Annotated in this window: 17 protein-coding genes; 15 read left to right on the top strand and 2 right to left on the bottom strand. The window is 59.9% G+C overall.

What is annotated here, in order from left to right:
- Window positions 1-86 precede the first annotated feature (86 nt).
- On the top strand, window positions 87-1,088 hold the full coding sequence (locus EB809_RS07545) for a glutathione S-transferase family protein (RefSeq protein ID WP_123634198.1): 1,002 nt from the start codon (window positions 87-89) through the stop codon (window positions 1,086-1,088).
- On the opposite strand, the gene ispB is transcribed toward EB809_RS07545, so the two are convergent.
- Window positions 1,089-2,057, bottom strand: a complete 969-nt coding sequence (gene ispB / locus EB809_RS07550; protein WP_123634199.1) for an octaprenyl diphosphate synthase — start codon at window positions 2,055-2,057, stop codon at window positions 1,089-1,091. It lies immediately after the preceding gene.
- Window positions 2,058-2,376: 319 nt separating this feature from the next.
- Here ispB and rplU point away from each other — a divergent pair, with 319 nt between their 5' ends.
- The 4 genes from rplU to proB all read left to right on the top strand — a co-directional run bounded on the left by rplU (window position 2,377) and on the right by proB (window position 5,511).
- Window positions 2,377-2,688, top strand: a complete 312-nt coding sequence (rplU, locus tag EB809_RS07555) for a 50S ribosomal protein L21 (protein ID WP_123634200.1) — start codon at window positions 2,377-2,379, stop codon at window positions 2,686-2,688.
- A 31-nt stretch (window positions 2,689-2,719) separates the two neighbouring features.
- Entirely contained in the window at window positions 2,720-2,980 is a 261-nt protein-coding gene (gene rpmA, locus EB809_RS07560; protein ID WP_123634201.1) for a 50S ribosomal protein L27, read from the top strand.
- A 138-nt stretch (window positions 2,981-3,118) separates the two neighbouring features.
- Complete coding sequence (gene cgtA, locus EB809_RS07565; RefSeq protein WP_123634202.1) at window positions 3,119-4,306, top strand: Obg family GTPase CgtA; 1,188 nt, start codon at window positions 3,119-3,121, stop codon at window positions 4,304-4,306.
- An 80-nt stretch (window positions 4,307-4,386) separates the two neighbouring features.
- The gene (gene proB, locus EB809_RS07570) at window positions 4,387-5,511 is read left to right on the top strand and encodes a glutamate 5-kinase (RefSeq protein WP_123634203.1); all 1,125 of its coding nucleotides are present in this window, start codon (window positions 4,387-4,389) and stop codon (window positions 5,509-5,511) included.
- A 75-nt stretch (window positions 5,512-5,586) separates the two neighbouring features.
- Here the strand turns inward: proB and rpsT are convergent, their stop codons facing one another.
- The gene (gene rpsT, locus EB809_RS07575) at window positions 5,587-5,856 is read right to left on the bottom strand and encodes a 30S ribosomal protein S20 (RefSeq protein WP_123634204.1); all 270 of its coding nucleotides are present in this window, start codon (window positions 5,854-5,856) and stop codon (window positions 5,587-5,589) included.
- Window positions 5,857-6,096: 240 nt separating this feature from the next.
- Here rpsT and murJ point away from each other — a divergent pair, with 240 nt between their 5' ends.
- The 10 genes from murJ to EB809_RS07625 all read left to right on the top strand — a co-directional run bounded on the left by murJ (window position 6,097) and on the right by EB809_RS07625 (window position 16,302).
- Window positions 6,097-7,677, top strand: coding sequence for a murein biosynthesis integral membrane protein MurJ (murJ, locus tag EB809_RS07580; protein ID WP_123634205.1), 1,581 nt, complete (start codon window positions 6,097-6,099; stop codon window positions 7,675-7,677).
- A 98-nt stretch (window positions 7,678-7,775) separates the two neighbouring features.
- A complete protein-coding gene (gene ribF / locus EB809_RS07585; RefSeq protein ID WP_123634206.1) occupies window positions 7,776-8,726 on the top strand; it encodes a bifunctional riboflavin kinase/FAD synthetase in 951 nt (316 codons plus the stop codon).
- A gap of 54 nt (window positions 8,727-8,780) precedes the next feature.
- Entirely contained in the window at window positions 8,781-11,600 is a 2,820-nt protein-coding gene (gene ileS, locus EB809_RS07590; protein ID WP_123634207.1) for an isoleucine--tRNA ligase, read from the top strand.
- Between the two features lie 20 nt (window positions 11,601-11,620).
- Window positions 11,621-12,121, top strand: a complete 501-nt coding sequence (gene lspA, locus EB809_RS07595) for a signal peptidase II (protein WP_223807862.1) — start codon at window positions 11,621-11,623, stop codon at window positions 12,119-12,121.
- A 2-nt stretch (window positions 12,122-12,123) separates the two neighbouring features.
- Window positions 12,124-12,576, top strand: coding sequence for an FKBP-type peptidyl-prolyl cis-trans isomerase (gene fkpB, locus EB809_RS07600; RefSeq protein WP_123634208.1), 453 nt, complete (start codon window positions 12,124-12,126; stop codon window positions 12,574-12,576).
- Window positions 12,576-13,550 carry a 4-hydroxy-3-methylbut-2-enyl diphosphate reductase gene (gene ispH / locus EB809_RS07605; RefSeq protein WP_263316981.1) on the top strand — a complete coding sequence of 325 codons (975 nt, stop codon included), beginning with the start codon at window positions 12,576-12,578 and terminating at the stop codon, window positions 13,548-13,550. Before fkpB ends, ispH begins: the two co-directional genes overlap by 1 nt.
- A 164-nt stretch (window positions 13,551-13,714) precedes the next feature.
- Complete coding sequence (locus tag EB809_RS07610; protein WP_123634236.1) at window positions 13,715-14,191, top strand: GspH/FimT family pseudopilin; 477 nt, start codon at window positions 13,715-13,717, stop codon at window positions 14,189-14,191.
- On the top strand, window positions 14,182-14,619 hold the full coding sequence (pilV, locus tag EB809_RS07615; protein WP_123634210.1) for a type IV pilus modification protein PilV: 438 nt from the start codon (window positions 14,182-14,184) through the stop codon (window positions 14,617-14,619). The genes EB809_RS07610 and pilV overlap by 10 nt, the downstream gene beginning before the upstream one ends.
- On the top strand, window positions 14,619-15,737 hold the full coding sequence (locus EB809_RS07620; protein WP_123634237.1) for a PilW family protein: 1,119 nt from the start codon (window positions 14,619-14,621) through the stop codon (window positions 15,735-15,737). Before pilV ends, EB809_RS07620 begins: the two co-directional genes overlap by 1 nt.
- Window positions 15,727-16,302, top strand: coding sequence for a PilX N-terminal domain-containing pilus assembly protein (locus tag EB809_RS07625; protein WP_190294848.1), 576 nt, complete (start codon window positions 15,727-15,729; stop codon window positions 16,300-16,302). Before EB809_RS07620 ends, EB809_RS07625 begins: the two co-directional genes overlap by 11 nt.
- The last annotated feature ends 19 nt before the right edge of the window (window positions 16,303-16,321 follow it).

Below are 16,321 nucleotides of genomic sequence, written 5' to 3' on the forward strand. Positions count from 1 at the left end.
TAGTGTAGCCGTAGTCTTTGGGGTAGAGCCAGCGTTAAGGCTTGCGAGCCGACAACGAATCGACAGCACGTTTGATGGGAGGTCATATGGGACTGCTGGTAAACGGTCAATGGCAGGATCAGTGGTACGACACTAAAAAGTCCGGAGGCAAGTTTGAGCGTGAAAGCGCCCGCTTCCGGAATTGGGTCACGGCAGACGGTTCGCCGGGGCCGGCCGGTGAGGGCGGCTTTGCGGCCGAGTCTGGACGCTATCACCTGTACGTGTCCATGGCCTGCCCGTGGGCGCACCGGACCCTGGTGTTCCGGGAGCTGAAGGGATTGGCGCCGCACATCACGGTGTCGGTGGTCCACCCGCACATGCTGGAGAACGGCTGGGAGTTCCGGCCGGACGACCCTGCCTACCGCGATGACGTGAACGGCAAACGCTTCCTGCACGAGGTCTACACGTCGGTCGCGCCGGACTACACCGGTCGCGTCACAGTGCCGGTACTCTGGGACAAGACGCAGGGGAAAATGGTCAGCAACGAGTCCGCGGAGATCATCCGTATGTTCAATCAGGCCTTTGATGGCATCGACGGCGTGCGGTCTGATCTGGACCTGTATCCGGAAGCACTGCGCCCCGATATCGACGCCGTCAACGAGCGGGTTTACGACACGGTCAACAATGGCGTCTACAAGGCGGGTTTTGCAACGGCGCAAGAGGCCTATGAAAAAGCCTACACCGCATTGTTTGACAGCCTGGACTGGCTGGATGACCGGCTGGCGACCCAGCGGTATCTGGTGGGGAATGTGCCAACGGAAGCGGACTGGCGCCTGTTCACGACGCTGGTACGTTTCGACGCGGTCTATTACTCGCACTTCAAGTGCAACCGCCAACTGCTTGCCAGCTTCCCGAATCTTGCCGGCTATCTGCGAGACCTGTATCAGGTGCCTGGCGTCGCGGAGACGGTGGATCTGGAGCAGATCAAGCAGCACTACTACGTGAGTCAGCGGACCGTGAACCCGACCCAGATCGTGCCGGTCGGTCCAGCGGTCACGCTGGATGCACCGCATGGTCGGGAGGCGCTGGGGCCCGGTTTCCCGGGCTGATCAGGCCGTGCGGGCAACCGCAACTTCGGTCAGCAGCACCAGGGCGTCTTTTTGGGGGGAGGCGGGCAGATCGGCCACGCAGGCGCGAGCCAGGTCCGCTTCTTCCTGTGCGCGGCTGACGGTATAGTCCAGCGCTCCGGAGGTCTCGACGATTTCCTGGATGCGGGAAAGTTCGTCCAGGCCGCCCTTGCGGATCGCCGAGCGGATCAGTTGGCTGTCCACGTCGTTGGCATGAGCCATGGCGTGGATCAGCGGTAGCGTGGGTTTGCCCTCGGCGAGATCGTCACCCACGTTCTTGCCCATTTCATCGGCCTTGCCGCGGTAGTCCAGCACGTCGTCAACCAGCTGGAAGGCCATGCCCAAGTGCTTGCCGTAGGCTTTCAGGCGATTCTCGTCGTCGGCGTCCGCGCCAGCCAGAAGGGCGCCGCTGTGGGAGGCGGCCTCGAACAGCATGGCGGTCTTGTTGTGGATGACCGTCATGTACTGACTTTCCGAGATATCCGGGTTACGCGTGTTCATCAATTGAAGGACTTCGCCTTCGGCGATCACGGCCGTGGCGTTGGACAGAACGTCCATGATCGGCATGCTGCCCAGCTCAACCATCATCTGGAACGCGCGGGAGTAGAGGAAATCCCCGACCAGAACGCTCGGTGCGTTGCCCCATCGGGCATTGGCCGTCGCCTTGCCGCGACGCAGGTCGGACGTGTCCACCACATCGTCGTGCAGCAGTGTGGCGGTATGCAGGAACTCGATCACCGCGGCCAGCTTGAGGTGGTCGTCCCGCTCGTAGCCCAGGGCGCGGGCCGTCAGCAGCACCAGCAGGGGCCGCAGGCGCTTGCCGCCACTTTCGACAATATACTGCGCGATCTTCTCGACCAGGGGGACATCGGAGGAGAGCCGGTGTGTGATCAGGTCGTTGACGCGGGCAAAATCGTCCGCGACGGTTTCATAGATACGCTGCGCTGTCATGCGGATGATCCGGTCATTATCGGGTAGGACGCGGCAATGCTAGGTATTGCTCCCGGGACTGTCAACTTGGGCGTCGGGTCCGTCGCCGCCGGATCCACTATGGCAGTATTGTCAGAGGCTGGAAATGGCGTCAGTCGACGCTTGTAAAGGACGCCCGCTTTTCGTACAATTGCGCGCCCTAACTCATCCCAACCTGCGCTCCCTGCTATAGGGTTGCCAGAGCGCTTCCCTTAGAACCAGGTGGATTAAAGAGCAGGGATGGGTCAATTGCCGGTCTGCAGACGGTTGGACGCAGGCCCGTTTTACAGCGGAGAAGGTCATGTACGCAGTGATTGTCAGCGGTGGTAAGCAGCACCGCGTAGCGGAAGGCGAAGTCCTGAAGCTGGAAAAGATTGAAGTTGAAACCGGTGGCACGGTCGAGTTCGACAAAGTCCTGCTGGTTGCCAATGGCGATGACGTGAAAGTCGGCGCGCCGGTTGTCGACGGTGCTTCCGTGACCGCGGAAGTGGTTCGTCACGGTCGCGGTGACAAGGTTCAGATCATCAAGTTCCGTCGTCGTAAGCACAGCATGAAGCGTCAGGGCCACCGCCAGTGGTTCACTGAAGTCAAGATCACGGGTATCAAGGGCTGAGGCTCTGAAACCCCATTAGAGGAGGCTAGTCATGGCTCATAAAAAGGCAGCAGGTAGTACCCGTAACGGTCGCGATTCCGAGTCGAAACGACTTGGTGTGAAGCGCTTCGGTGGTCAGGTCGTTAGCGCCGGCAGCATCATCGTTCGTCAGCGCGGCACCCGTTTCCACGCCGGCACCAACGTTGGTCTGGGTCGTGATCACACGCTGTTCGCCAAGTCGGACGGTGTTGTAAAATTCGAGGTCAAAGGCCCTGAGAGCCGCAAGGTTGTGAGTATCGTTCCAGCCCAGTAAGGGGCCGAACGTATACAGCCATTGCTGTTCACAAAAAGCCCCGCAGCTTTGAACGAAGCGTGCGGGGCTTTTTCGTATGGCCTGCCGATAACGGTGCATTAAGATGGCCATACAAAGTCATCCGGACAGGCAAAGAGCATGAAATTCGTAGATGAAGCGACAATTCGGGTTCAGGCGGGTAATGGTGGGCACGGCTGCCTGAGTTTTCGTCGCGAAAAATATGTGCCCAAAGGCGGTCCGGACGGCGGCGATGGCGGTGATGGCGGTTCGGTCTACCTGGAAGCGGACGCGGCGCTGAACACCCTGGTGGATTACCGTTTCCAGCGTTCCTACAAGGCGCAGACCGGTGAGGGCGGCTCGGGGCGAAACTGCTCCGGCAGCAAGGGTGAAGATCTGGTGCTCCAGGTGCCGGTGGGAACCACCGTTGTCGATATGGACACCAATGAGGTATTGGGTGACCTGACTCGGCCCGGTGAGCAGCTGAAAGTGGCTCAGGGCGGATTTCACGGCCTGGGCAACACCCGCTTCAAGTCGTCGATAAACCGGGCGCCCCGTCAGACCACCAACGGGACGCCGGGTGAAGTGCGTAACCTGCGCCTGGAGCTCAAGGTGCTGGCCGATGTGGGGTTGCTGGGGCTGCCCAATGCCGGCAAGTCCACGTTTATCCGGTCGGTGTCCGCGGCGCGACCGAAAGTGGCCAATTATCCGTTTACCACGCTGGTGCCGAATCTGGGCGTGGTCAGTGTGCAGGCGCACCAAAGCTTTGTTGTGGCGGATATTCCAGGGCTGATAGAAGGTGCGGCGGAAGGTGCCGGTCTGGGGATTCGCTTCCTCAAGCACCTGGTGCGCACTCGCCTGCTGCTGCATCTGGTGGATGTGGCGCCGTACGACGGTTCTTCACCGGTGGACAGTGTGCGCGCGATCGTCGGCGAGCTGCACAAGTTCAGCGAAACGCTGGCCGGTCGCGAGCGCTGGCTGGTGTTCAACAAGGTCGACATGTTGCCGGAAGACGAGCGCGAGTCGGTCTGTCAGGCGATCGTCGACGAGCTGGGCTGGGATGGCCCGGTTTTCCGTATCTCTGCACTCAGTGGTGAGGGCACCAAACCGCTGTGTCAGGCGGTGATGCGCTGGATCGAGACCCGCGCCGAAGAGGAGGCGGAGAATCCGGATCTGGCGGAGCAGGAATCCGCCATTCGTCGGCAAATGGATGAGGAGGCGCGGCAGCAGATCGATGCGATCAAGGCCGCGCGTCGTGCCGAGCGTGACAACGATGATTTTGATGACGATGATGATGACGGCGTCGAAGTCGTCTACGCGCCTGAATAACCGGGGCTTTATTGCGTTTCGTCGCCACGGCCAAGGGCGAGTGGGGCGTTCAGTCGGGGATAGGGAGTAAGCGGAAGAGCATGTCAGAACGTCGACGGATGGAGCGGGCCCGGCGCCTGGTCGTGAAAATCGGGAGTGCCCTGCTGACGAACGATGGCAAGGGTCTGGATGTGCCGGTGCTGGCCGATTGGGTGGACCAGTTGGCGGCTTTGATCGATTCCGGTGTTGAAGTGGTTCTGGTGTCTTCCGGCTCCGTGGCCGAGGGCATGAGTCGTTTGGGCTGGTCAGAGCGTCCGCAGCATCTGCATGAGCTCCAGGCGGCGGCTGCCGTGGGGCAGATGGGGTTGGTGCAGACCTGGGAGGCGCAGTTCAAGCGTCACGGCCTGCATTCCGCGCAGGTGCTTTTGACCCACGATGACCTGTCCGACCGCAAGCGCTACCTGAACGCGCGCAGCACGCTGCGGACCCTGCTGGATCTGGGCGTGGTGCCGATCGTCAACGAGAACGACACGGTGGTCACCGACGAAATCCGCTTCGGCGATAACGATACCCTCGGCGCTCTGGTGGCGAACCTGGTGGAAGCGGATGGTCTGATCATCCTCACCGATCAGGATGGTCTGTTCGATAGCGATCCCCGCAAGCACGCCGACGCCCGCCTGGTCGACGAGCGCCTTGCCAGTGATCCGGAGCTGGATGTTATGGCGGCTGGCGGTGCCGGTATGCTTGGTCGGGGCGGTATGCAGACCAAAGTGCGGGCGGCGCGTCTGGCGGCGCGTTCCGGTGCTTTTACGGTAATTGTTGGTGGGCGCCTGCCGCAGGTGGTGTCCCGTGTTCGGAATGGCGACGTGTTGGGTACGCTGTTATTGCCTGAGCAGGGGCGAATCGCGGCGCGCAAGCAGTGGTTGGCCAGTCATCTGAAAACCCGCGGGCAACTGGTTCTGGACGCAGGTGCGGTGAAGGTGTTGTGTCAGGGTGGTCGCAGTCTGTTGCCGGTTGGGGTGCGTTCGGTGTCCGGGCAATTCCGTCGGGGAGAGATGGTGTCCTGTGTCGATGAGTCCGGGCGCGAGGTGGCGCGTGGGCTGGTCAACTACGATGCGGACGAGGCGCGGGCCATTGCCGGGCGTTCCAGTGACCGGATTACCGAGGTGCTGGGATACGTCTCCGATGAGGAGATGGTGCACCGGGACAATCTCGTCATCGTGTGACCTTTTGTGTTGGGATTATATCCAGGCATAAAAAAACCGGCCATCAGGCCGGTTTTTTTATGATCGGTCTACCAATCAGGCGCTTTTCAGGGCCTTGATCTTGGCGGACATACGGCTCTTCAGGCGGGCCACCTTGTTCTTGGTGTAGATGCCTTTGTTGACCATGCTGTCCAGGATCGGCTGGGCTGTGGTGAAAGCGGCTTGCGCTTCATCGTAGTTGCCAGCTTCGATCTTGCTTTGAACTTTCTTGACGTAGGTGCGCGACATGGAACGCAGGCTGGCGTTGTGCTTGCGGTTGTTCTCGTTCTGACGAGCGCGCTTACGGGCTTGGGGAGAGTTTGCCACCGTATAACTCCTGAAATTCGTTTCTGAAAAATAGCGGGCGCGCCGACAATCAGCGCCTCGAAATAAATGACGCGGAACTATGCCGTTTCGGGGGCTTGATGTCAAGTGAAAGACGGCTCAAATCCCCGCTGTGCCGGGTGTGGTAGACTCCCCGTCGGCACGCGCTCTGACTGCTGTTGCGGCGGTCATTTCGGTGTTTCCGTACTGCTTTTCCTTTGGCTGTGACAAGGATCTCGCTTGATGGCCTCCGAGCCCGCTCCGAACGATTCCCAGAAAACCCCGCCGAAAGCCCCGGGCCTGTTGCGCTCATCCGGGGTGGTCGGCGTTATGACGATGCTGTCCCGCGTGCTCGGGCTGGTCCGGGATATGGTCATTGCCCGCTATTTTGGCGCCGGGACCGGAGCGGACGCCTTCTTTGTTGCGTTCAAGATCCCCAACTTCCTGCGCCGCCTGTTTGCCGAAGGCGCCTTCTCCCAGGCGTTTGTACCGGTGCTGTCCTCGTATCGCGAGGCGCAGTCGATGTCGGAGGTCCGGCGGCTGGTGAATGCGGTGGCCGGCACCCTGGGGCTGGTGTTGCTGGGCGTCACGATCGTAGCGATGATCGGCTCACCGCTGTTGACCTGGGTGTTTGCGCCGGGCTTTTCGGACGAGCCGGAGAAGTTTGCGCTGGCCGCCGATATGCTGCGGATCACCTTTCCCTACCTGCTGCTGATCTCATTGACCGCCTTTGCTGGCGCGATCCTGAACAGTTATGACCGATTCGCGGTGCCGGCGTTTACTCCGGTCTTGCTGAACCTGGTCATGATCGGGGCGGCGATCTTCCTGTCGCCGTTGATGGAAACGCCGGTGATGGCCCTGGCGTGGGGGGTCTTTCTCGCGGGAGCTCTGCAGCTGTTTTTCCAGTTGCCGTTCCTGATGCGACTCGGGCTGATGCCGCGGCCCAAGGTCGACTACCGTCATGAGGGCGTTCGCCGGGTGTTGCGGCTGATGGCGCCGGCCTTGTTCGGGGTTTCGGTCAGTCAGATCAATCTGTTGCTGGACACCGTCCTGGCGTCGTTCCTGCAAACCGGCAGTGTGTCCTGGCTTTATTATTCGGATCGTCTGTCAGAGCTACCGCTGGGTGTGTTCGGTGTGGCGATCGGCACCGTGATTCTGCCCAATCTTTCACGCAAGCACGCGGCCGAGGCGCCGGAGCAGTTTGCGGCGACGGTGGACTGGGCGATTCGCGCGGTGCTGCTGATCGGTGTGCCGGCGGCACTGGCGCTCTGCCTGCTGGCTGAGCCGCTGCTGGCGACCCTGTTCCACTATGGCGAAGTGACTGATCGGGATGTGGTGATGTCGGCCCAGAGTCTGCGAGCCTACTCGCTGGGGCTGCTGGCTTTTATGCTGATCAAGGTGCTGGCGCCGGGATTCTTTGCCCGTCAGGACACGCGGACGCCAGTAAGGATTGGTGTGATCGCCATGGTGTCCAACATGGTGTTCAACCTGGCGCTGATCGTGCCTCTGGCCCACGCCGGTTTGGCGCTGGCGACCTCGCTATCCGCCTGGCTCAACGCCACTCTTCTCTGGCGAAACCTGTGGCGGGAAGGGGCGTGGCAGCGGCAGGCGGGGTGGCTTCGCTTCCTGGCCCAGCTGGCAGCGGCCAACGCCGCGCTGGCCGCGGTGATCCTATTGCTTGGGGCGCCGGTGTCGCAGTGGTTGGCCATGACCGGGATGGAGCGGGCGCAGGCTATGGCAATGCTGGTTGGCAGCGGCGTGGCGGCCTATTTTGCGGTGCTGGCGCTGGTCGGCGTTCGGGTCCGGCACTTCCGGCTGCGTTGATCCGGGCGGGCCTTCGGCTTTCAGCACCTTATCCCGCTGCGGCAGATCGTTTATAATCGCGTGTTTTCTCACCACGACCCGCCAAAGGTGTGTAGTTCATGCGGCTCATCAGAGGCCTCACCAATCTGCGATCACTGGCTGAACAGCCCGACTCGCCGGTAAGCCAAGGCTGCGTTGCCACCATCGGCAATTTCGATGGCGTGCACGTCGGGCACCAGACCATTATCGAGCAGGTCAAAGCCAAGGCGGCCGAACTGGGTGTGCCCAGCCTGGTGATGATTTTCGAGCCCCAGCCTCGCGAGTTTTTTCAGGGCAGTGACGCGCCGCCGCGACTGACCGGCTTTCGTCAGAAGGTCGAGGCCTTGCGCGACGAAGGTGTGGACCTGGTGCTGTGCGTCCGTTTCGACGAGCATTTCCGCCGGTATTCCGGCATGGGCTTTATTGAGGACATCCTGATTGACGGTTTGGCGGTGCGTCATCTGGTGATCGGCGATGATTTCCGCTTTGGCTGTGACCGGGCCGGAGACTTCGCCCTGCTGGAGCAGGTGGGGCGCGAACGAGGCTATGGCGTTGAGCGCACCGTCACGGTGGAAGTCGATAATGAGCGCGTCAGCAGCACGAGAGTCCGGAATTGCCTTCAGGATAACGAGTTGGCAACCGCTGAGCGTCTGCTCGGGCGGCCCTATGCTATCAGCGGGCGCGTGGTGTACGGCCGGCAACTGGGGCGCCAGCTGAACGCGCCGACGGCCAATATCCTGCTGAAACGGATGCCGGCCCTGCGGGGCGTCTACGTGGTGCGCACGCAATTGCCGGATGGCACCGACTGTGACGGCGTCGCCAATATCGGCCTCAGGCCCACGGTTGACGGGCGCCGGCCCTCACTGGAAGTGCACCTTTTTGACTTTGCTGGCACACTGTACGGCCAGCGTATACGCGTAGAATTCCGCCACCCGCTGCGGGATGAAATCAAGTTTGACTCTGTGGACGCGCTGAAAGCCCAGATCGATCAGGATATTGACGATGCCCGGGCCTGGATTGCGGCACATTGACGCCTTGTTGAGACCCTTTCAACAGCACGATTCACCATTGACCGACAGAGCACTATGAGCGATTACAAGCATACCCTGAACCTGCCGGAAACCGGGTTTCCGATGCGTGGCAACCTGGCCAAGCGCGAGCCCGAGATGCTCCAGCGCTGGCAGGATGCCGATATCTACGGAAAGCTCCGCGAAGCCCGCCTGGGCCGCGAGCGCTGGATTCTCCACGATGGTCCTCCGTACGCGAACGGCAGCATTCATATCGGTCATGCGGTGAACAAGATTCTGAAGGACATGATCGTCAAGTCCCGCAGCTTCATGGGCTACGACGCGCCCTACGTGCCGGGCTGGGACTGCCACGGTCTGCCGATCGAGCACAAGGTGGAGCAGGAAATCGGCAAGGCCGGCGTCAAGGTGGATTACAAGACCTTCCGCCAGGCCTGTCGCGACTATGCCGCCAAGCAAATCGAAGGTCAGAAGGCCGACTTCATCCGGCTGGGCGTGTTTGGTACCTGGGATAAACCGTACCTGACCATGGACCCGAAGGTGGAAGCCGACATCATCCGCGCCCTGGGCCGGATTGTTGAAAATGGCCACCTGGTTCGCGGCTATAAGCCGGTGTACTGGAGTGTCGTCGGTCAATCCGCACTGGCGGAAGCTGAAGTCGAGTATCAGGACAAAACGTCTACCCAGATCGACGTGCGCTTTACCGCGGCCGATCAGGAGGCGGTACTGAGCGTCTTCGGTCAGCCTGGTGGCGACGGTCCGGTCTCGGTCGTGATCTGGACCACCACACCTTGGACCATCCCGGCCAACCAGGCGGTATCGCTGAACGCCGAGCTGGAATACGCGCTGGTGCAGCTTGATGCTGGTAACGGGGCCGAGCGGATGGTGCTGGCCTCCGACATGCTGGAAGACATCATGACGCGCTGGGGCATCGAGGAATACAAGGTCCTCGCCACCTGCAGCGGCGCGGCGCTGGAGCACCAGAAACTCCAGCATCCGTTCTATGACAAGCAGGTGCCGGTGGTTCTCGGTGATCACGTCACGACGGACGCCGGTACCGGTGCGGTGCATACGGCGCCGGATCACGGCATGGAAGACTTTGAAGTCGGCAAGGTTTACGGCATCGACACGCTGAACCTGGTCCAGGCCGATGGCACCTACATCAGTGCCGCCGGTGAATTTGCGGGCGTTCACGTCTACAAGGCGGACGATCCCATCTGCGAGGCACTGGAGCGTGAAGGCAAGCTGGTGCGCAAGGAAAAATTCCAGCACAGCTACCCGCATTGCTGGCGGACCAAGACACCGCTGATCTACCGTGCGACGCCGCAGTGGTTCATTAGCATGGACGTGAAAGGCCTTAAGGATAAAGCGCTGGAAGCCATCAAGGGCGTACGCTGGGTGCCGGCCTGGGGCCAGAATCGCATCGAGGCGATGGTCGAGCAGTCGCCCGACTGGTGTATTTCCCGTCAGCGCACCTGGGGCGTGCCGATTGCGCTCTTTATCCACAAAGAAACCCAGGAGCTGCATCCGAACACGCCGGAGCTGATCGAGGCGGTCGCCAAGCAGGTCGAAGAGGGCGGCATTGACGCCTGGTACGAACTGGACACGGCCAGTCTGCTGGGCGCGGACGCGGATCAGTACGACAAGGTCACCGATACCCTGGACGTATGGTTTGATTCCGGCGTCACGCACGCCTCCGTCCTGCAGAAGCGCCAAGATCTGGGGCAGTTCCCGGCAGATATGTACCTGGAAGGCTCGGATCAACACCGCGGCTGGTTCCAGTCGTCGCTAAAGACGTCCATTGCCATCAACGGTGTCGCGCCATACAAGCAGGTGCTGACCCACGGCTTCACCGTGGACGGCAAGGGCCGCAAGATGTCCAAGTCGCTGGGCAACGTCATCGCGCCGCAGGAAGTCATGAACCAGCTGGGTGCCGATATCCTGCGTTTGTGGGTGGCGGCGACGGATTACAGCGGCGAGATGACGGTGTCCAATGACATCCTCAAGCAGACCGCAGATGGCTACCGCCGGATTCGCAACACCGCACGCTTCCTGCTCAGCAACCTCACCGGGTTCGAGCCGGACAAGCACGCCGTTGCGCCGGAAGACATGCTCGCGCTGGACCGCTGGATGGTGGACCGGGCGCTGACGATGCAGCAGTCCCTGAATGAGGATTACCAGAACTACGCCTTCCTCAAGGTCTATCAGAAGATCTACAACTTCTGTGAGGCGACGTTGGGCGGGTTCTATCTCGACATCATCAAGGATCGCCAGTACACCACCCAGGCGGACAGCCTGGCCCGTCGTTCCTGCCAAACCGCGCTGTTCCATGTGGCGGAGGCGCTGGTGCGCTGGATCGCGCCGATCCTGAGCTTCACCGCCGACGAGATCTGGCAGCACCTGCCGGGCGAGCGTGGCGAGAGCGTGTTCCTGGAAGACTGGTACAGCGGCCTGGTAGCGCTACCTGCGGACCTGTCGATGGGTCGCGAATACTGGGATGAAATCCAGGGCGTTAAAGAAGCCGTGAATAAGTGCCTGGAAGACGCCCGTAACCGGGGCGACATCAAGGGTTCCCTGAGTGCCGAAGTGACCCTGTACTGCGAGGGTGATCTCAAGGCCGATCTGGAAGCGCTGGGCGACGAACTCCGCTTCGTGCTGATCACCTCTGAAGCGACCGTGGCGACGATTGCGGAAGCCGGCGATGCCGAGCAGACCGGCCTGGAAGGGCTGCGGGTCCGCGTCGTGCCGACGGCGCACGCCAAGTGTGACCGTTGCTGGCATCATCGTGAAGACGTCGGGCAGCATGCCGATCATCCCAAACTGTGTGGTCGCTGCATCGAGAACATCGAAGGCGAAGGTGAGAAGAGGGCGTTTGCCTGATGATGGCGCAGACAGAGGAGATGGCAGTGACCCGCTCTCCGTTGCACTGGCTCTGGCTCGCAGTGCTGGTCATTGCCGTCGATCTGGGCACCAAGGCCATCGCGTCGGCGTCGTTAAGCTACGGCGAGTCGGTCCATGTGCTGCCATTCTTCAGCCTGACGTTGTTGCATAACACCGGCGCCGCCTTCAGTTTCCTGGCAGGGGCTGACGGTTGGCAACGCTGGTTCTTCGTCGCTCTGGCGGCGGTGGTCAGCGTGGTGCTCATCCGTTGGCTCTCCCGTCTGGGAGCCGGGGAGCGGTGGATGGCGGTGGCCATCGTCCTGATCCTGGGCGGCGCGATCGGCAACGTCTATGATCGTGTCGTGCATGGTTACGTCGTCGATTTTCTACACTTTTACTGGAACCAGTACCATTTCCCCGCCTTTAATCTGGCCGATACGGCCATTACGATTGGCGCATTGATGATGGTAGTGGACCTGTTTCGCAAATCGCCGGAGCAGCCGGCCGATCAGGGAGAATAAGCATGACAGCGCTGCCTGTGGACAAGGGGACCCGTGTCACCCTGAACTTTGCGTTACGGCTGCCGGATGGCAGCGAGATTGATTCCACGTTTGGCAAGGCGCCGGCGTCGCTGGAATTGGGCGACGGCAATCTGCCGGAAAACTTCGAGGCGCTCCTCGTGGGCATGAAGCCCGGCGAGCGCAGAACCTTCGAAGTGCCGCCGGAGCAGGCGTTTGGTCAGCATAATCCGTCGAACATCCAGACCTTCAAACGATCCGATTTCGGGCCGGACATGGTGCTGGAACGTGGCGCCGTGATTTCCTTTGCCGATGCGCGCCAGGGCGAACTGCCGGGCGTGGTTCATCACGTGGAAGGCGATCAGGTGGAGGTGGATTTCAATCACCCCCTGGCTGGGCGTACACTGACCTTTGACGTGGAAATCGTCAGCGTGGAACCCGCGCAGACGGCACACTGATTCAGCAAGACAGGGCAACTATGCAGATTCGACTGGCCAATCCCCGTGGCTTCTGTGCCGGCGTCGACCGGGCAATCGAGATCGTCAACCGGGCACTGGACGTGTTCGGCGCGCCGATCTATGTCCGTCACGAAGTCGTTCACAACAAGTTTGTGGTCAGCAATCTGCGCGATCGCGGGGCGGTCTTCGTCGACGAGCTCGATGAAGTGCCCGACGATCACCTGGTCATCTTCAGCGCCCACGGGGTGTCCCAAGCGGTGCAGAAGGAAGCCGCCCGTCGTGGCCTGAAAGTCTTCGACGCCACCTGTCCGCTGGTCACCAAAGTGCACATGGAAGTCATGCGCTACAGCCGCGACGGTCACGAATGCGTTCTGATCGGCCACGAGGGCCACCCGGAGGTCGAAGGCACCATGGGCCAGTACGACCGCAGCAACGGCGGCGACATCTACCTCGTGGAAGATGAAGCGGATGTCGAGAAGCTGGACGTTCGCGATCCCAGCCGGCTGGCCTACGTCACCCAGACCACCTTGTCCATGGACGACACCGCTCGGGTGATCGATGCCCTGCGTGCCCGTTTCCCCGAGATTCAGGGGCCGCGCAAGGACGACATCTGCTACGCTACTCAGAACCGCCAGGACGCGGTGAAACAACTCGCCAGCGATTGCGACCTGATGCTGGTCGTCGGCTCCCCAAATAGCTCCAACTCCAACCGCCTGCGCGAACTCGCCGAACGCATGGGCACCCCCGCCTACCTGATCGACGATGCCGCCCAGATCGACCCCGACTGGCTCAAAGGGCGCAACGCCGTCGGCGTCACCGCCGGCGCCTCCGCCCCGGAAGTGCTGGTGCACGACGTCATCCAAAAACTCCAGGACCTGGGCTGTGAAGCGCCTGAGGAAGTCCCGGGGCGTGAAGAGAATATTGTGTTCTCCATGCCGAAGGAGTTGCGGATTGACGCAGTTGAAATCGGCTGAATAGGTGGAATTCTGTAGCAGCACGTTGTGTGCGTTCGGTCACAGTTTCCGCCTGATGTAACCGGTCGTCGACTCGGAGAAGCCGCTCGTCGATCTCGACTCGCAACCTTACTTTTCTGTCATTAAATTCAACCTAGGAAAGATTCAACTTACCTGGGTGATCGATGCGGAAAAATAGAGGATTCACACTGGTCGAATTGTTGGTGACTTTGGCTGTCCTGGCTATTGTCATCTCTATCGCTGCGCCGTCATTTTCGAACATGACAGCGAACAACCGAATCACTTCAACGACTAATACGCTTGTTGGGATGCTTAACCTTGCGCGGGCTGAAGCGGTCAAACGGGCTCGTGTCGTGCAAGTGTCGCCCGTCACCGGCACCAACTGGTCAACTGGCGCTGTCGTGTGGGAAGACCTGAATGGAGATGGAACGCGCCAGGCGGGCGAAATTATTCGAACGGATCCCCTCGCAAGTGGTGGCGTCACCATTAGTGCATCAGCTGCCATCCGTTTTACCGGAGGCGGCCTGTCTTCAACCAATCCTCAAATTGACATCTGTGATGATCGATCGGGAGAGACCGGCCGTCGCGTCTCGATTTCAACAGGTGGCCGCGTGAGATCGGAGGCGTTGACATGTTCATAAGTAAAGCGCGTTTCGGAAAGCAGCGAGGCTTTACGATGATTGAAGTGCTTGTCGCGCTCATAATCCTCGCCATCGGGCTGCTGGGTGTCGCCGGTGTTCAAGGACTCTCTCTCAAGCAAACCACCAATACCGCGACACGAAGCATGGTGACTATGCACGCGTATCAGTTGTCCGAAATGATGCGGGCCGAATCTGGATCCTTCGCTTCATTTGCAAAAAACAAGAGTGCGGACTGTTCCGGTTGCTCCACAGTTTTGACAAATTGGCATGATGACGTGGTTCGAGATGTGCCCACGGCCCAGACCGAAGTTTCTGTCACGACGAATCCCAATGAAACGGAGGCCGACATAACCATCTATTGGACGGAAAGGGATCTTGGCAATGATGCTGTTGCCCAAAGCTATACATTAAGAACGAGGTTGCGCTGATGAAAGCCAAGTTTTACTGCCAGCAGGGGTTGTCGCTGGTTGAACTAATGGTGGCGATAACTCTGGGTTTGATTATTACTGCTGGCCTGGTCCAGATCTTTTCAGGCAACCGTCAGAGTTTTCAGCTTGCCGAGGCTAACTCGAGAGTCCAGGAATCAGGCCGGATTACATCGGAATTTATGAGTCGTGCGGTTCGAAATGCGGATTACTGGGGTTGCATACCGCGGGGGAATGTAGCGAACAAACTCGACAATACGGATTCAGACTACGCCGCAAACGCTGATCTTTACGATTTCTCCGATGGCTTCATGGCGGCGCAATCGGATGGAACTCTGGGTGTCTCTGGAACGGACATTATCACGGTGCGCGGCGTTGGCGGCGCCGGGGATGTGGTTATCGACGAAGAAATGCCCAACTCATCAGCCAATCTCAAAGTCAACACGGTCAATGGCATCAGTGAGGGCGATATCCTCCTTATCAGCGACTGTATAGCAGGGGATATCTTCCAGGTTACCGGCACACAGACCGGAGCAGAGCCGGGTATCAATCATAATACTGGGAATTCGGTTTCTCCCGGGAATGGCAAGCCTCGGGATGGGGTTGACGTAGTAGTCAACAATAATTGTCCGGGCAATGCCTCGAACTGTCTGTCCAAGCAGTATAACGAAAGCGCGCAGATCTTCCGCCCATACTATCAGCGTTACTACATTGATGTTGCCAATGGACAGCGGTCGCTTTTCCGGGTGTCTGGAAACGGTGCTACAGATGAGATCATGGATGGCGTCTGGGATATGCAAGTGCGCGTGGGGACGGACCCGGGGTTGAGTACCGGAGCTGTCAGTAACTGGATTGATGTTAACTCACCGACTGCACTGTCAGCGGCGGCCGCGGAAAACGTTGTCGCCGTTCAGATTTCCTTGCTGGTTCGCTCACCGGAAAACAATGTCGCCGATGCTCCGATGGAGCTTTGTTATCCGGGGTGGAGTGATTGTTCTACCGGGCCCAACTATAAAGTGAGTGATGAGATCTCCTCGGATTCTCGTCAGCTGTATCGGGTATATACAACGACGGCGACCATCAGGAACCGCATCGACAAGGTGGAGCAGAATGAGCCGTAAAATGAAACAAATTTCGCCGCTGGAATCGCAGCGCGGTGCCGTGTTGCTCACTAGCCTGTTGATTTTGCTGATTCTGAGTTTGCTGGCCATTTCAAGCATGCAGAGCACTACCATGCAGGAACGAATGGTGCTTGCACAGAAAGAGGGATACCAGGCGATGGAGGGCGCTGAACTCGCTTTGCGGGAGGCCGAAAACGCGATAGATGGCCTGGCTTCGCCTGCCAATATTGGCACTCTTGAGGGCTTCTACGATACGGGCACGGCACCGCGTGGCGATAATGTGTTCGCCAGTGGCAACTGGAGTAGCGATACGAACTCCGTTGCGGTTTCCATACCGACGGAAGATGGCAACCCCATTTATTCGGAATCACCTCGATACATGGTCGAGTACATCGGTGACGCACAGGTTGCAGTTGGCACAGAGAGTAGTGATATCAATATGTCGGGTTATACCCATGAAACCGGTGCCAGTACGGCAAAAGCGTTTCGGATTGTTGCGCGCGGAACAGGGGCGACCGGACAAAGTGAACGGATTCTTGAAGAATACTATCGGCGCGAATTTTAACGCGTGTTTGGAGGAAGTG

Origin of the sequence: Marinobacter sp. R17 (genome assembly GCF_003789045.1) — a bacterium.
Lineage (GTDB): Bacteria > Pseudomonadota > Gammaproteobacteria > Pseudomonadales > Oleiphilaceae > Marinobacter_A > Marinobacter_A mangrovi.

Coding starts and splice junctions, on each gene's coding strand:
- EB809_RS07545 (WP_123634198.1), top strand. CDS start 87: ATGGGACTGCTGGTAAACGGTCAATGGCAGGATCAGTGGTACGACACT.
- ispB (WP_123634199.1), bottom strand. CDS start 2,057: ATGACAGCGCAGCGTATCTATGAAACCGTCGCGGACGATTTTGCCCGC.
- rplU (WP_123634200.1), top strand. CDS start 2,377: ATGTACGCAGTGATTGTCAGCGGTGGTAAGCAGCACCGCGTAGCGGAA.
- rpmA (WP_123634201.1), top strand. CDS start 2,720: ATGGCTCATAAAAAGGCAGCAGGTAGTACCCGTAACGGTCGCGATTCC.
- cgtA (WP_123634202.1), top strand. CDS start 3,119: ATGAAATTCGTAGATGAAGCGACAATTCGGGTTCAGGCGGGTAATGGT.
- proB (WP_123634203.1), top strand. CDS start 4,387: ATGTCAGAACGTCGACGGATGGAGCGGGCCCGGCGCCTGGTCGTGAAA.
- murJ (WP_123634205.1), top strand. CDS start 6,097: ATGGCCTCCGAGCCCGCTCCGAACGATTCCCAGAAAACCCCGCCGAAA.
- ribF (WP_123634206.1), top strand. CDS start 7,776: ATGCGGCTCATCAGAGGCCTCACCAATCTGCGATCACTGGCTGAACAG.
- ileS (WP_123634207.1), top strand. CDS start 8,781: ATGAGCGATTACAAGCATACCCTGAACCTGCCGGAAACCGGGTTTCCG.
- lspA (WP_223807862.1), top strand. CDS start 11,621: ATGGCAGTGACCCGCTCTCCGTTGCACTGGCTCTGGCTCGCAGTGCTG.
- fkpB (WP_123634208.1), top strand. CDS start 12,124: ATGACAGCGCTGCCTGTGGACAAGGGGACCCGTGTCACCCTGAACTTT.
- EB809_RS07610 (WP_123634236.1), top strand. CDS start 13,715: ATGCGGAAAAATAGAGGATTCACACTGGTCGAATTGTTGGTGACTTTG.
- pilV (WP_123634210.1), top strand. CDS start 14,182: ATGTTCATAAGTAAAGCGCGTTTCGGAAAGCAGCGAGGCTTTACGATG.
- EB809_RS07620 (WP_123634237.1), top strand. CDS start 14,619: ATGAAAGCCAAGTTTTACTGCCAGCAGGGGTTGTCGCTGGTTGAACTA.
- EB809_RS07625 (WP_190294848.1), top strand. CDS start 15,727: ATGAGCCGTAAAATGAAACAAATTTCGCCGCTGGAATCGCAGCGCGGT.